Source organism: Methylobacterium sp. 1973 (genome assembly GCF_040545035.1).
Classification (GTDB): domain Bacteria; phylum Pseudomonadota; class Alphaproteobacteria; order Rhizobiales; family Beijerinckiaceae; genus Methylobacterium; species Methylobacterium fujisawaense.
The window spans coordinates 46,707-61,353 of the sequence record NZ_JBEPLA010000019.1 but is presented as its reverse complement, the minus strand read 5'-3'; the positions used below and the strand labels follow the sequence as shown (position 1 = coordinate 61,353).

The following is a 14,647-nucleotide window of genomic DNA, read 5'->3' as shown; positions in this document are numbered from 1 at the left end:
TCGCCGAGCAGGCCCGTGCGACAGGCCCGTTGCTGCAATCCGCGCCCAAGCCGACGCACCAGGCATCGCGCGCAGGGCGACACGTGCTGTCGCGCTGCGCGGTCATCCCGTAGCCGCGCCGCGGCGCCTGGGATCCCGACGCGCCGAGGCCGCGAGATCCTGCACCACGAGATCCTGCACCACGAGCGCCTTTCCATTCCGGTCTCGCCGGCAACGCCCCGGCCTGACGGCGCAGGACATCGATAGTGAGCCAGGGTGTCCGATGCGCGCGGCCATGAGCCCGGACAGGCGGCAAGGCGCGTTGCATTGTCTTGTGCCGACCACGCGCCTCTCCGGGCGTTTCAGAGGCCCCCTCAGACCGAGAGCCGCCTAATACAACGCCGGCACGAAGACGTTGGGGATCGGAAATCCGCTGAAGACCACCTTCCCGTCGACGAGCCGCAGGGGTGGGAGCGCCTTGAGGGGTGTCGCGTCGGCCGGCGCGTCCGGGTTCGGACGCTGGGCCAGCCCCAGCAGGCCGCCGACCAGCTGGCCGACCAGCGCGCCCCGATCCGAGCCGAAGCGCTGGCCGACGATGCTGCCGACCAGCGCGTCGACGCCGGCCGCCCGCAGGTCGATCTGGCCCGCGGGGCGGTGCGCGGCATCGAGGGCGAGGGTGCCCTTCGCCTGAACGCGCTGTGCGCCCTTGGCCAGCGACAGGGCCGTCAGGTCCAGGTTGCCGCCGGCTTGGCGCCAGCGCTCCAGCTCGCGCGCCACCGTCCCGGTCCGCAACACAGTGGCCTGCGTCAGGCTCGCATCAAGGGCCAGATCGACCGGATCCCGTGTTCCGGTAAGGGCGTCGAGTTGAGGCACCGCCGCCTGATTCAGGCGCAGGCTGAGATCCACCGCGCCGTCGGAATCGAAACGGCCGGGGCTCGGCCGGGCGTGCAGTTCGAGGTGCCGGCCCGCAACCGCGATCGGACCGGGCTCTGCCCCCTTCACGGTGACATCGGGATTGTCGACGACCAGAGAGGCGCGGGTGAAGCCATCCGCGGCGCCGTGGAAACTGCCCTGGAGCGCGGACCAGGACGCGTCTCCGGTCAGCGCGCCCTGCTCGACATGGAACGGACCGGCGCTCTCGAACACGACGAGGCGCGGCTGATAGATCTGCGCCACCGCGGTGCTCGGTCCCAGCCGGAAGCGTCCGTCGGCACGGTCGAGCGTGACGGCGCTGCAGCGCAGCTCGAGCCGGAACGGGTAGCCGCCGAGCGAGCGGTCCGCACAGGTCCAGGTGCGCCCGGCCGACGCCTCCCGGGCGATCCAGCCGTCGATCTCGGCGGCCGCGCGCTCACGCATCCACAGCCAGCCGGCCGACCAGCCCGCCACCACGAGGGCGAGGAGGATGTAGGGCAGGAACAGCCCGAGCCGGGATCGCCGCGCGCGCCCCACCGGGGCTGTCTGGTCGGCACCCTCCGGCCGCGTCCGATCCTGCACCATGCGCTCCGCTCCCCGACCCGATCCCCGCAGGGACATCGCGGCCTCGCCTTGAGGCCATGCAAGGGGCGAAACTGGGGCAGCGCCGCCCCGGGTCGACCGCTGCGGACGTGATCCGTCCGCGCGCGTCGCGTTTCCGGTCAGACCTGCGCCGGCTCGACGGTGTCGACCTGCAGATCCTCGACGATCGCCACCCGCTCGACGTCGTTCTCGGCCAGGCGATGCACGTGCATCTCGGTGGCCCCCCGGCGGCGGACACGGTCGAGCCAAGTCCGCCGCAGATGATCGCGCGGACTCTCGCTGGAGCTGGCCACCGAGACCATTTCGGCGATGCCCGCATTGTCCCGGCGGACGGCGATCACCACGGCCTGGGCCATCTCGTCGAGGTCGAAGCCCCCGGCCGGATGAACCCCGACCACGTAGCGGCGGCCGGAACGGCCGCGCCAGGCCGAAAGGGGAAGCGCGGGCGAGCCGCGCAGACCTGCGGTCGTCTTGAGGCGTTCTTCACGCACGTCCTGCCTCCGGGTGCGATCGTCCTTCAGGTCGCGGAGCGCGGCCGACCAGGACAGGGCTCTTCTGTTCGCCATTTGTTCCAACCTAACGCGCGATATCCACAGGCGTCAAGCGCGACGTTCCCAAGGGCAGATGTGGCGACGATACCCGTTATCCACAAGCTGGCTCAGCGCCCCTCGGGACGGAACGCGGCGGTTGCGCGGGGCTCAGCGGCGCGGCGCGGCCACGGCCGGTGCCTCGTCCGCCGGTACGGCGTGGCCGTCTGCCGCGCAGCCTGCGAGGCCACCGTCGACGAGGGCGTTCGAGGCCGTCTCGAGCCGGTCCTGGACCAGCGCCTGGAACTCCTGGCGGGGCAGGCCGGGCGGGATGGGCGGCAGGAATTCGATCACCGCCGTGCCCGGCCGGCGCACGAGGCTGTTGCGCGACCAGAACAGGCCGGTGTTCAGCGCGACGGGCAGGCAGGGGACCTTCAGGGCGGTGTAGAGATGCGAGAGCCCCTGCTTGTAGGCGGGCGGCGCGCCGACCGGCCGGCGGGTGCCCTCGGGAAAGATGATGAGCTGGCGCCCGTCCTGGATCGCCGCACCGGCCGCGGCATTCATCAGGCTCATGGCCCGGGTGCCCTTGGACCGGTCGATCGCCACCATGCCGCTGCGCGACAGATACCAGCCGATCAGGGGGATCAGCAGCAGCTCCTTCTTCAGGACGTAGGCGAAGTTCGGCAGCACCGTGCAGAGGGCCAGGGTCTCAAGGGCCGACTGGTGCTTGGCCGCCACCAGCAGGGGACCCGTCGGGATGTTCTCCAGCCCACGGAACTCGACCCGCGTTCCGGCGACGACGCGCAGCAGCCACAGGGTGATCCGCCCCCAGGCGCGGGCCAGCCGCAGAACCGACCGGCCGGAGACCAGCATGGGCAGGCCGGCGACCGCCAGGACCGCCGTGACGGCGTAGAAGCAGATGTTGAAGGCGAGGGAGCGCAGGGCGAGCATCGGATACCGTGTCGTAGCGGCCTCCTGTAGCGCGCCCGCGTGTCCGCGGCCAAGGGCGACGTCGCCGGGAGCCGTCAGGCATCCTCGGAGAGGTCGGCCTCGCGGATGCGCCCGGCGCCGCGCCCCGCGACCAGCCAATAGACCAAGCCCGCACTTGCACCGACCACGAACAGGATCAGCGTCAGGCGCACCTCGCCGGCGAGGAGGGCGGCATCCCGGGTTGCCCCGCCGGACCGGAGCGCGCCGCGCGTCAGCCAGGGGAGGGCGGCGGTGAGCAGGCCGCAGCCGGCGCCGTACCACAGGAGGCCGCGACATCCGAGGATCTCCCCGCCGAGACCGATCAGGGCCGGGGGCACGAACAGCAGCACGAACAGCGCCTTGGCGAGGCCGGCGACGAACAGGGCGAGTCCCTCCGGCGGGAGCCCGGCCGAGAGGTCCGACAGGGCCATGTCGAGGCCGGCGAGCGCCCCGCCGCTCAGCCAGGCCTGCGCGGCCGGATCGACGAGCAGTGCCAGGACGAGAACCGCGAAGCCCGCCGGAACAGCGAGCAGGAGGGCGAAGGCCCCGAGAATGAGGCGACCGAGGGCGTGCATGGCGCCAGCCTCTACACCGGGCGCGCCCGCCCGTCGCGCGAAAGCCGCGCCCGATCCTCGCGGATCCGGCGCGGCTTCCAGGATACGGCAGCCGAGAGTGTGCCCGTCAGCCGTGCGCGGGCGCGGCGCCGCCGGAATCACCGTGGGTGTGCTTCTTCCGGAACCGCCCGATCCAGAGCGAGAAGTGGCGGATCACCACGTAGAAGACCGGCGTGAGGAACAGGCCGAAGAAGGTCGCGCCGATCATCCCGAAGAACACCGCCGTGCCGAGCGCCTGACGCATCTCGGCGCCGGGGCCGGTGGCGATCACCAGCGGCAGGGTGCCCAGGATGAACGCGAAGGCGGTCATCAGGATCGGGCGCAGGCGCAGGCGACAGGCTTCCACCGCCGCCTCCACCGGGCCGCGATGCTCCCGCTGCTCGATGTCGTGGGCGAACTCGACGATCAGGATCGCGTTCTTCGCCGCGAGGCCGATGAGCACGATCAGGCCGATCTGGGTCAGGATGTTGTTGTCCTGGCCGCGGAACTGCACGCCCGCGAGCGCCGCCAGCACCCCGGTCGGCACCACCAGCAGGATCGCCAGCGGCAGCGCCCAGGATTCGTACTGCGCGGCGAGGACGAGGAAGACCAGCAGCACGCCGAGGGCGAAGACCGCGCCCGCGGTGCCACTCGCGGCCTTCTGCTGGTAGGCGATCTCGGTCCAGTCGTAGGAGTAGCCGTCGGGCAAAGCCTTCTTGGCGATCTCCTCCATGGCGGTCAGCGCCTGACCGGTCGAGACGCCCGGCTTGGCCACGCCCTGGACCGGGACCGAGTAGTAGAGGTTGAACCGCTGCACGATCTGCGGACCGGTCACGTCCCGCACCGAGGCGAGGGTGCCCATGGGCACCAGCGCGCCGGTGGAGGAGCGCACCTTGATCTGTGAGATGTCCTGCACCGAGGTGCGGAACGCCGCGTCGCCCTGCAGGCGCACCTGATAGATCCGGCCCAGCGTGTTGAAGTCGTTGACGTAGGTGCCGCCGAGATCCGCCTGGACCGACGAGAACACGTTCGCCAGCGGCACGTTCAGCATCCGGGCGATGGTGCGGTCGATGTCGAGGAACAGCTGCGGCGTCGAGTTGTCGAAGGTCGTGAAGACGCGCTGCACGTCCGCGCTCTGGTTGGCCTGAGCGATCACCTCGCCGGCCGCGGCCATGAGGGGGCCGATATCCGACGACTGGCGGCTCTCGATCTGCATCTTGAAGCCGCCGCCGTTGCCGAGGCCGCGGACGGGCGGCGGCGGGATCACGATGACCCGCGCCTCCTGGATGTCCGAGGTGGCCTTCAGCACGTCGCCGGTGATGACGGCCGCGCTTCGACCGACCTCCGCGCGCTCCTTCGCCCCCTTGAGGGTCAGGAACATCACGCCGGCATTGGTCGTGTTGGTGAAGGTCGCGCCGTCGAAGCCCGCGATGATCACCGCGTTGGCCACGCCGTCGACGGTCCGGGCCTGCTTGGCGGCGCGCAGACACACCTCCGTGGTGCGGTCGAGGGACGAGCCGGACGGGAGCTGGACGACGCCGATCAGGTAACCCTGGTCCTGGTCCGGGATGAAGCCCGTGGGCGTCGTCTGCGCCAGATGGAGCGTCCCGGCGATCACGGCCGCATAGACTAGCAGCATCACGCCCAGGCCGACGATGCCGCCGGTCAGGACGCGGATCGTCCGGCCGTAGGCGTTCGACGTCGCGTCGAAGGCGCGGTTGAAGCCGTTCGCCAGCCAGTTCACGAACCGCGTCAGGAAGAATTTCGGCTCCTTGCGCGCATGATGCGGGACCAGCAGCAGCTTGCAGAGCGCCGGCGACAGGGTCAGCGAGTTGAAGGCCGAGATCAGCGTCGAGGCCGCGATGGTCAGCGCGAACTGCTTGTAGAACTGGCCCGAGATGCCCGGGATGAACGCCGTGGGCACGAACACCGCGGCGAGCACCAGCGCGATGGCGATGACCGCGCCGCCGACCTCGTCCATGGTCTTGTGGGCGGCGTCCCCCGGCGACAGGCCCTCGGCCATGTTGCGCTCGACGTTCTCCACCACCACGATGGCGTCGTCGACCACGATGCCGATGGCGAGAACCAGCCCGAACAGGGTCAGGTTGTTCAGCGAGAAGCCGAAGGCCGCCATCGCCGCGAAGGTGCCGATCAGCGACACGGGAATCGCGATCACCGGAATCAGCGCGGTGCGCCAGCTCTGGAGGAAGACCAGCACCACGATGACGACGAGGCCGACGGCCTCGAACAGGGTCTTGTAGACCTCGTGGATCGATTCCTCGATGAACTCCGTCGGGTTGTAGGCGATGCGGTACTCGACGTCCGGCGGGAATTTCTTCTTGACCTCCTCCATCACCTTCTTGACCGACGCCGCCGCGTCCAGGGCGTTCGTGCCCGGCCGCTGGAAGGCGCCGATGCCCACCGCGGGCGTGTCGTTGAGGAACGAGTTGGTCGTGTAGTCCTTCTGGCCCATCTCGACGCGGGCGATGTCCTTCACCCGGACGAGGCGCCCGTCCTGCGCCTTGATGATCACCTCGGCGAACTGCTCGGGCGTCTTGAACCGCGCCTGCGACTGAACGACGAGCTGGAACGCCTCGCTCTTGGCCGCGGGCGGACCGTTGAGTTGGCCGGCCGCCACCTGGACATTCTGCTCCTGCAGGGCCGTGGTGACGTCGGTGACAGACAGGCCGTAGGCGGCGAGCTTGTTGGGATCGACCCAGATGCGCTCGGCATACTCGTTGCCGCCGAAGATCGTGATGTCGCCGACGCCGTCGAGGCGCAGCAGCTCGTCGCGGATGTTCAGGTAGATGTAGTTGGCGAGGTAGTTCTGGTCGTAGGTCTTGTTCGGCGAGAGCAGGTGCACGACCAGCATCAGGTCGGGGGAGGCCTTGCGCACCGTGACGCCGAGGTTGCGCACGTCCGGCGGCAGGCGCGGCTGCGCCACCGAGAGCCGGTTCTGCACCAGCACGTTGGCGATATCGAGGTTGGTGCCGACCTTGAAGGTCACGGTCAGCAGCATGTTGCCGTCGTTGGTCGACAACGACGTCATGTAGAGCATGTTGTCGACGCCGTTGACCTCCTGCTCGATCGGCGTCGCGATCGTGGCGGCCACGGTCTCGGCATTGGCGCCCGGATAGGAGGCACGCACCGTCACGGTCGGCGGCACGATCTCGGGATACTGCGAGACCGGGAGGCTCTCGTAGGCCACGAAGCCGAGGATCAGGAACACGATCGACGTGACGGACGCGAAGATCGGCCTGTCGACGAAGAAATGGGCGAAACGCATCGGTCAAACCTCTGAGGCCCGCCGGTCTCCCGGACGGGGCCCTGCGTCGTCGGTGCGGGGCGCACCCTGGGGCGCGCACGAAGGCATTCGTGACGAGCCGCGCGGGCTCAGGTCTTGCTCGGCGGCAACTCGACGGTCTCGGGCGTGACCTTCGCCCCCGGCCGGACCCGGGCGAGGCCGTTGACCACGATGGTCTCGTCGCCCTTCAGCCCCGACTGGATCACCCGGTAGCCGTCGACCTTCGGTCCCAGCACGACATCCTTCTGCTGGATGACGTTCTCGGGCCCCACCACGTAGACGATGCGCTTGTCCTGGTTGGCGGCAACCGCCTCGTCGGGGACCAGCACGCCCTGGAAGGGCTTCGTCGCCGGCATCGCGACGATGCCGAACAGGCCGGGCTTGATGAACAGGTCCGCGTTCGGGACGGTGGCGCGCAGCAGGATCGTGCCGGTGGCGTTGTCGACGCGGTTGTCGACGAAGTCGAGGGTGCCCTTGCGGGTCGGCTTCGCCTCGCCGGACAGCGAGATCAGGATCGGCACGCCCTTGCCCTGCTGGGTCTGGCCCATCCCGATGCCGAGGCTGTTCTGGTACTTGAGGAACGCCTTCTCATCGACCGTGTAGCTGAAATAAATCGGATCGAGCGAGACGATCGTGGTCAGCATCGTCTGGTCGGCGCTGACGATGTTGCCCTCGGTCACGAGGCGCCGGCTGATGCGGCCGTTGATGGGCGCCTTCACCTCGCTGAAATCGTAGTTCAGCTGGGCGTTGTTGAGGGCGGCCTGCGCGCTGTCGACGTCGGCCTGGGCCGTCTGGGAGGCCTGCCGGCGCTGGTCGGTCACCTGTTCGGAGATGTTGCCGCTGCGGGACAGGGTCTGCGCGCGCTCGAGATCCGTCTGCGAGAAGGACTGGCGCGCCTTGGCCGAGGCCAGCGCGGCCTGGGCCTGCTCCAGGGCCGCCTTGTAGGGGCGCCGGTCGATGACGAACAGCACATCCCCCTTCTTCACCGTCTGGCCGTCGACGAAGTTGATCTTCTCGAGATATCCGGTGACGCGGGCCCGGACCTCGACGTAATCGATCGCGTCGAAGCGACCGGTATACTGGTCCTGCTCGACGATCTGGCGCACCACGGGCTTGGCCACGGTGACCTTCGGCGGCGGCCCGCCCGGCGCCTGGGCGCGGGCCGCCGGGGTGAGGGGACCTGCCGCGAGACCCGCGACGAGGGCTGACAAGAGGGTGAGAAGGCTGGGAAGCCGGCTGCGCATCGGGTCCTGCTGTCCGTTGGCTGACCGTGCGGTCGCGCCGAGCTTGACGATTGTTCCGCCGCGGGTGCGGCCTAACCCGCGCGCCACGCTGTTGCTTGTGCGCGAGCGCACATCACGGTCTCGTGTACCGGATTGAATCCGCAGGTCAGGCGATCGTCTCACCTGCGCTGTACCAGTCCTTGAACCCGCCTTTGTAGTGTTCGGCGAGATCGAGTCCGGCATTCTGCGCGGCCATCAGCGCGTGGATCGAGCGGACGCCCGAGCCGCACGAGAAGACCGCGCGCCGGCCATCGGCGGCCACGAGATCCGCCACCGCCTGCGGATCGAAGCTGGAGAGGGGATGCGAGACGGAACCGGGGATGTGCCCGGCCTCGAATTCGTGCGGCTCACGCACATCGATGATCAGCATCGAGCCGTCGCTGAGCCCGCGCTTGACCGTGTCGCGATCGAGGTCGACCACCCGCATCGGCAGGATCTCCGTTCCGCCCGCTCTCGGCCAGGCTGGTTGACTGACGCTTTTCCTTATTCGTCAGACCCGAGCGGCGCAACTTGTGCGGCCGGGCGCGCAGGCGGCGCGACCGGACATCAAACCGGAACGGCTCGGTCAGAGCATGGCCAGGGTGGGGGTCACGGCGGCGAAATGCGCGGGCCAGTCCGGCGGTCGATATCCGTTCAGACGTCCCGCCAGTTCGGCGCGCAGGGACGCGGCGGGCTGCGCAAGCGCCTCGATCGCTTCGATCCAGCCCGGCCCGTCCAGAGGGTCGCGGAACAGGGCGAACCCGTCGGCGATCTCTCGATGGACGGGGATGTCGGAGGCGATGACCGGCAGACCCGAAGCCGCGGCCTCGACCACGGGGATGCCGTAGCCCTCCGTGAAGGACGGCATCAGCAATCCCGTGCAGCTGCGCATCAGCGCGGCCAGCCCGTGCGTGGACAATCCCGACGCCTCGATGACATGGGCCTGCACGCCAGGGCAGCGTTCGAGCATGTCGATCGCGCTCTCGGCCTCCCAGCCCCGGCGCCCGACGACGATGAGCCGGGGTGTGGCAGCCCCGTGCCGCTCGGCCAAGTGCCGCCAGATCTGGAACAGCAGCAGGTGGTTCTTGCGCGATTCGATGGTGCCGCAGACCAGGAAGGTCGGCCGGTCCGGCCTGAACCGCGGTCCCGTGCGCCCGAAGGCGGGCTCGACCCCGAGATGGCCCACGGCCACCGGCGGCCGGCCGAACCCCTCGGCGGCGAGATGCGCGAGGGTGCGCCGGCCGGTATCCTCCGAATTCACCAGGATCGCGGCGGCGTGCCGGCCGATCGTGCGCAGGCGCGCCCGGTGGCGGTCGGCCTCGCCGGACCGGCCGTATTCGGGATGGGTGATCGGGATCAGATCGTGGACGAAGAAGGCGGCCCGCACGTCCCGCCGCGTGTAGAGCCAGTCGAACCGCCGCGGATCGTTGAGGCGCAGATGCGACGTGTGGAGGTAGAGCGCATCCCGGGGCAGCGTGGCGACCGACCGGCCGCGCAGGGCGATGTCGAGCGTCTTCCGCGCCTGGATCCGCCGCCGGTCGGCGGTGTTGGCCGGCGTCTCCGAGAGGGATGCCGGTCCCGCGGCCGGATCCCCGCAGAGGGCGGCGAGCCGCCGATAGACCGGGTCCGAGGCGGCGTCCCGGTCCTCGACCCAGCCGGCCGCCACCGCCTCGACGATCTCCAGAGCCTGCGCGCGATCGAGGATGCGCGGTCCGACGGCTGTGGAGACGACGCCGACACCTGTCTCGGCCGAGCCGAGGAAGGCGCGAGCGTAGGCGAGGTCGACGCGGTCGATCCCGGACGGGCTGGCGTGACGCAGGCGCGTGACGAGGCGCGTGAGATCGAAGGCGATCGGTCGGTCCGTCATGATCCTCTGGCAATCGTCGGGGCGGGGGCTCCCCGTAGCGGTCCTGATCCGCAAGTGCCAGCATCTGCCGGCCTCGCGGCGCGGAACCCGGATGCCGGAAGGGGTTGCGCGGGCGCTGCGCGGAGGCTAAGAGCCGCGAGCCTAAGCGGCGTCGGAGTGTAGCGCAGCCCGGTAGCGCACCTGTCTGGGGGACAGGGGGTCGTCGGTTCAAGTCCGGCCACTCCGACCATTTTTCTTCTGCGACGCTCAGCCGGTCGCGGACTTTCTGTAGCGGCCGCCGTGCCCGCAGGCTCCCTCCATCAAGCCCGACCGAAGTGACGCAGGACGAGCGGCTCGCTCCGAGAGAGCGGAACGCCGCGCGGCTGCGATCGGTCTGGGCGTCCGGCGACGAGGGCAATGCCGACCAGGCCGACCGATCCGGTCATCGCCACGGCTACACACCACCAGAAGGCGACATCAAGCATGGCTGCTCATTAAGCTCCGACTGAGTTCGGAACTCTCGAGCCGCAGGGTAAACGGACGCTTAAACATCTGCTCAACCGAGGATTGTTTATCCCGGTGACCGCCGGGCCGCACGACCGAACCCTCGTCACGGGTTGGGAGGCCCGGATTCAACGGGCCGCGAGCCGTGAGGGTCGCGACGCGACATCCCCGCTCCGGTCAGCCTCCGCGCCCCGCCTGCAGGGTTGAGGCAGAGGGTCGCAGGGCGCACGCGCCGGCGCCCAGGCGGGCACCCGGGACGCACTCAGCCGATCCGCCGCGTCGACTTGGCCGCAGCGAGCTTGCGCAGGATTCGCCGGATATGGGCGCGCAGGGCCGAGATCTCGGCCATCGCATCGGCCCGGAGGACGGAATCGGCAGTCTCCGAGAGGGTGGTCAGAGAGTCGGTCATCGACGCGGGCGCTGTGAATGGACGGCGAACCTACCGCTGGGGTCGGTCAATGAATACATCATTTCATAGATTTCTTTATCTCAAATTTAAAGTGTTCACCCCGCCACATAGGGAAAATCCCGACACCGGCACGGTCCTTGAGCGCGGCTTCAGCGGGCTCATGATCCTCCTGCGACACCATTAAAGTCCTGAGACGGCACGGCCGGCACCATCCCGGTTACGTCGCCGGCAGTTTCCGCGCCTGATCAGCCCGGTCCTACGCAATTCAACATCTCAGTACTCTTTATCGCTTCCGATTTCCGCTAAATCGTCGCCCGAATAGACTCAGAGTCTCGGTCGATAGCGTTTCGAGGCTGATCTGAACCGCTATTCATCGGAGCCGACAACGCGGCGTGCGCGCGACGAATGGCCCAGCCGCGCCCGGCCAATGGCCAAGGTATGCGTCCCACGCAGACTTGGCACGCGCAACTTGTTGGTGCACTAAGCATTTCTCGGTTGTGTTTTTCGCCTCCACGGCGAGTTAACTCGCGATCAATCCACCACGCCGAAAGCTCTCATCCATGTCATCCTCCCCGAAGCCCAAATCCGCCACCGACGCCGACCGCACGATCGGCGGACGCATCGCGGCGCTCCGGGTGGCGCAGGGGCTGAGCCAGACGAATCTCGGCCAAGCGATCGGCGTCAGCTTCCAGCAGGTTCAGAAGTACGAGAAGGGCCGCAACCGCATCGGTGCCGGCCGTCTCCAGGCCATCGCCGACCTGCTGAGGGTGCCGGTGGATACCTTCTTCGCCGATCTGCAGGAGAGCGGACGGGATAAGGCCGGACCTGCGGCCCTGTTCGATGATCCGAAGGTGCTCGAACTGGTCCTGGCCTTCACCAGCATCCCCGACGAGACGACCCGCAGCGGCATCCTGTCGATCGTCAAGGCGGCCGCCGCCCTTCAGGAGAGCCGCGCGAGTGCGCAGCGCGCGGAAGCCGCGGCCCGGGAGTGAGGGCGCCGGTCCGGCACCCCGAACCGGCGAAACGTCCGGACGGTCGCCGTTCGGGCCGCCGGCGGGATCCAGAGAAGGCGGCGACCCTGCCGACGGCATGATTCGACAGGCGCGATAGAGATACGCGCCTTAATTCAAATTAAACCAAGACCTTCGTGCGCAACGATGTAAATAGCCGACCGCATTGGACATGACATTTACGCCGCCTTAGCGGACAGCATGCTTCAAGATCGTTTCGGGAACCGGGTCCAGAACATGCCGATCGAGACGCCGACCACGTGGGGTCGCGGCGAGCTTTACGAGACCCTGTGCCTGCTCGTCATCGGCGTCGGGATCTGGTTCGTCGGCGTCACCCTCGGGACCTTCGACTACCTCAACGGTCTCGTTGCCGCCTACAACCTCACCGACCTCCTGCTGCTGGCCGCCTGCATGGGCGTCGCCCAATGCGGCGCCAGCATCCGCAAGTCGATCATCCTCCGCCGGCTGATGCTCGAACGCGCCGCCGCCGCCGCGCAGGCCGAAGCGATCGCTCGACATGACGGGCTGACGGGCCTCGCGAACCGTCGCCGCTTCATCGATGCCGTGGAGCGCGCGCATGCCTCGGCTACCGGGGATTCGGCGGTGCTGCTGATCGATCTCGACCGGTTCAAGCCGGTCAACGATCTCTACGGCCATGCTGCGGGCAACGCCGTCCTGTGCGCCGTGGCCGAGCGTCTCCAGCAGCTCGTCCCGCCGGGCGGCCTCGCGGCTCGGCTGGGCGGCGACGAATTCGCCATGCTGGTCCCGCTGCGCTACGAGAGCGAGGGGCTGAGGCGCCTCGCCCAGACTGTCATCGCGCGGATCGCCGAGCCGGTGACGTGGAACCAGAACGACCTCAAGGTCGGCGCGACGGTCGGGGTCGCCGCGGTATCGGCCGACCATGGGGATGCCGACGCGGTGCTGCATGCGGCCGACCTCGCGATGTACCAGGGCAAGAAGGACGGGCGCGGCAAATTCCGGTTCTTCCGCAGCGCCATGGACGCGGAGCTGCGGGCCCGGGCCCGCATGGAGACGGAACTCCGCAGCGCCATCGAGACCGGGGCGATCGAACCCTTCTACCAGCCGGTGGTGTCCTTGCCCGAGCGGGAGATCGTCGGCGTCGAGGTGCTGGCGCGCTGGCGCCATCCGACGCGCGGACTGGTCGCCCCCAGCGAGTTCATCCCGGTGGCGGAGGAGACCGGGATGATCGGCGATCTCAGCTACAACCTGATCCGTCGCGCCTGCCTGGATGCCCGGGCTTGGCCGCCCCACCTGATCCTGGCGGTCAACATCGCTCCGCAGCAGTTCCAAGACGCGTGGCTCGCCCAGCGGATCCTGGGGATCCTGACCGAGACCGGCTTCCCACCGCAGCGCCTCGAAGTCGAGATCACCGAGAGCGCCCTGATCCAGGACCTGGAAGCGACCCGGATGACCCTGCTGTCGCTGCGTGAGCTCGGGGTGCGCATCGCGCTGGACGATTTCGGCACCGGCTATTCGAGCCTGTACCACCTGCGTGAATTGAAGTTCGACAAGCTGAAGATCGACCGCAGCTACGTCGACGCGATCACGATGAGCGACGAGCGGGCCAAGCTGGTCGATGCCATCATCAAGCTCGGGGCGAGCCTCGGCCTCTCCACCACCGCCGAGGGGATCGAGACGGACGCGAGTTTCGACTGGCTGTCCGACCAGGGCTGCCAATTCGGCCAGGGCTACCTGTTCGGTCACGCCATGCCGAAATCCGAGATGGACGAGATCCTCGCCACCGCGCAATCCGCGCTCCCGCTTCGGCCTCTGGCGCAGGCCTCGTAAGGGCAGTTGGCCGTCCGAGCGTCGCGGCCTCCCGTCGGCTGGCCCGTGCGGGTGGTCCGCGGGACGGACAAGTTTCGGGGCGGCGCTCCGGCCCCTGCGACGCGCGGCCTCGCGCCGCTCCGGGTGGCCGACCGGAGCCTGGCCAACCGGCTCGGCCCGGACGTAAGACTGGCGCGGCACGGCGCGCCGCGGCCTCACGCCGGTCGACACGAACCCCATATGGGCAGCATCGACGCGCCGTCGCAGGTCACAGCATGGCACCGAGCCCCCTCGCACTCATCGCCTCCGCCGCCCTCGTCGCCGTGGTCGCCACCGGAACCGGGGCGATCGTCCTGCAGCAGGGCTCGCGGTTCAGCCATCCCCGAAAGGTGGGCGGCCCGTTCACGATGGCGGATCTCGAGGGCCGCCCGGTGACCGAGGCCGACCTCCGCGGCAAACCGGCCGTCCTGTTCTTCGGCTTCACCCACTGCCCGGATGTCTGCCCGACGACGCTCGCCACCCTGTCGACCGCCCTCGGCCGGATGGGCCGCGATGCGGATCGCCTCAACGTCGTCTTCGTCACCCTGGACCCGGAGCGCGACACGCCCGACACCCTGCGGGACTATCTCGCCTCCTTCGATCCGCGCATCCGCGGCTTCGTCGGCACGCCCGAGCAGGTCGCCCGCATGGCCGACGCCTATCACGTCGCCTACAAGCGCGTGCCGACCAAGGACGGCGACTACACGATGGAGCATTCCGCCACCGTGGCGCTGTTCGACAAGTCCGGCCGCATGGTCGGCGAGATCGGCTACGGCGAGGACGAGGCCAGCGCCTTCGCCAAGCTGATCACCCTGGCGCTGCCGGGCCAATGCCCGCCGGGGGGCGGCGCCAATCTCTGGGCCACCGACGGCAGCACCGGCAGCTGCGGCCCGCGGAGCTGA

Annotated in this window: 12 protein-coding genes and 1 tRNA gene; 4 read left to right on the top strand and 9 right to left on the bottom strand. The window is 69.1% G+C overall.

Annotation, left to right across the window (positions count from 1 at the left end):
* Positions 1-369 precede the first annotated feature (369 nt).
* The 8 genes from ABIC70_RS25885 to ABIC70_RS25850 form a co-directional block, all read right to left on the bottom strand.
* Complete coding sequence (locus tag ABIC70_RS25885) at positions 370-1,476, bottom strand: DUF2125 domain-containing protein (protein WP_053610273.1); 1,107 nt, start codon at positions 1,474-1,476, stop codon at positions 370-372.
* A 137-nt stretch (positions 1,477-1,613) separates the two neighbouring features.
* A complete protein-coding gene (locus ABIC70_RS25880) occupies positions 1,614-2,060 on the bottom strand; it encodes a hypothetical protein (protein ID WP_043380600.1) in 447 nt (148 codons plus the stop codon).
* 132 nt (positions 2,061-2,192) lie between these two features.
* On the bottom strand, positions 2,193-2,972 hold the full coding sequence (locus ABIC70_RS25875; RefSeq protein WP_043353151.1) for a lysophospholipid acyltransferase family protein: 780 nt from the start codon (positions 2,970-2,972) through the stop codon (positions 2,193-2,195).
* Between the two features lie 74 nt (positions 2,973-3,046).
* A complete protein-coding gene (locus ABIC70_RS25870; protein WP_287091475.1) occupies positions 3,047-3,565 on the bottom strand; it encodes a hypothetical protein in 519 nt (172 codons plus the stop codon).
* A 106-nt stretch (positions 3,566-3,671) separates the two neighbouring features.
* A complete protein-coding gene (locus ABIC70_RS25865) occupies positions 3,672-6,869 on the bottom strand; it encodes an efflux RND transporter permease subunit (RefSeq protein ID WP_043380596.1) in 3,198 nt (1,065 codons plus the stop codon).
* 107 nt (positions 6,870-6,976) lie between these two features.
* Entirely contained in the window at positions 6,977-8,131 is a 1,155-nt protein-coding gene (locus tag ABIC70_RS25860; RefSeq protein ID WP_043380594.1) for an efflux RND transporter periplasmic adaptor subunit, read from the bottom strand.
* A 145-nt stretch (positions 8,132-8,276) separates the two neighbouring features.
* Complete coding sequence (locus ABIC70_RS25855; protein WP_354441855.1) at positions 8,277-8,597, bottom strand: rhodanese-like domain-containing protein; 321 nt, start codon at positions 8,595-8,597, stop codon at positions 8,277-8,279.
* A 138-nt stretch (positions 8,598-8,735) separates the two neighbouring features.
* Complete coding sequence (locus tag ABIC70_RS25850) at positions 8,736-10,016, bottom strand: glycosyltransferase family 4 protein (protein WP_354441853.1); 1,281 nt, start codon at positions 10,014-10,016, stop codon at positions 8,736-8,738.
* A gap of 152 nt (positions 10,017-10,168) precedes the next feature.
* On the opposite strand from ABIC70_RS25850, the gene ABIC70_RS25845 reads away from it, so the two are divergent.
* Positions 10,169-10,245, top strand: a tRNA-Pro gene (locus tag ABIC70_RS25845).
* A gap of 516 nt (positions 10,246-10,761) precedes the next feature.
* Here ABIC70_RS25845 and ABIC70_RS25840 read toward each other — a convergent pair.
* Complete coding sequence (locus ABIC70_RS25840) at positions 10,762-10,908, bottom strand: hypothetical protein (protein WP_158498454.1); 147 nt, start codon at positions 10,906-10,908, stop codon at positions 10,762-10,764.
* Positions 10,909-11,468: 560 nt separating this feature from the next.
* On the opposite strand from ABIC70_RS25840, the gene ABIC70_RS25835 reads away from it, so the two are divergent.
* The 3 genes from ABIC70_RS25835 (at position 11,469) to ABIC70_RS25825 (ending at position 14,647) form a co-directional block, all read left to right on the top strand.
* Complete coding sequence (locus ABIC70_RS25835) at positions 11,469-11,900, top strand: helix-turn-helix domain-containing protein (RefSeq protein ID WP_354441850.1); 432 nt, start codon at positions 11,469-11,471, stop codon at positions 11,898-11,900.
* A 255-nt stretch (positions 11,901-12,155) separates the two neighbouring features.
* Positions 12,156-13,727, top strand: a complete 1,572-nt coding sequence (locus tag ABIC70_RS25830) for a putative bifunctional diguanylate cyclase/phosphodiesterase (protein ID WP_053610277.1) — start codon at positions 12,156-12,158, stop codon at positions 13,725-13,727.
* 254 nt (positions 13,728-13,981) lie between these two features.
* On the top strand, positions 13,982-14,647 hold the full coding sequence (locus tag ABIC70_RS25825; protein ID WP_354441848.1) for an SCO family protein: 666 nt from the start codon (positions 13,982-13,984) through the stop codon (positions 14,645-14,647).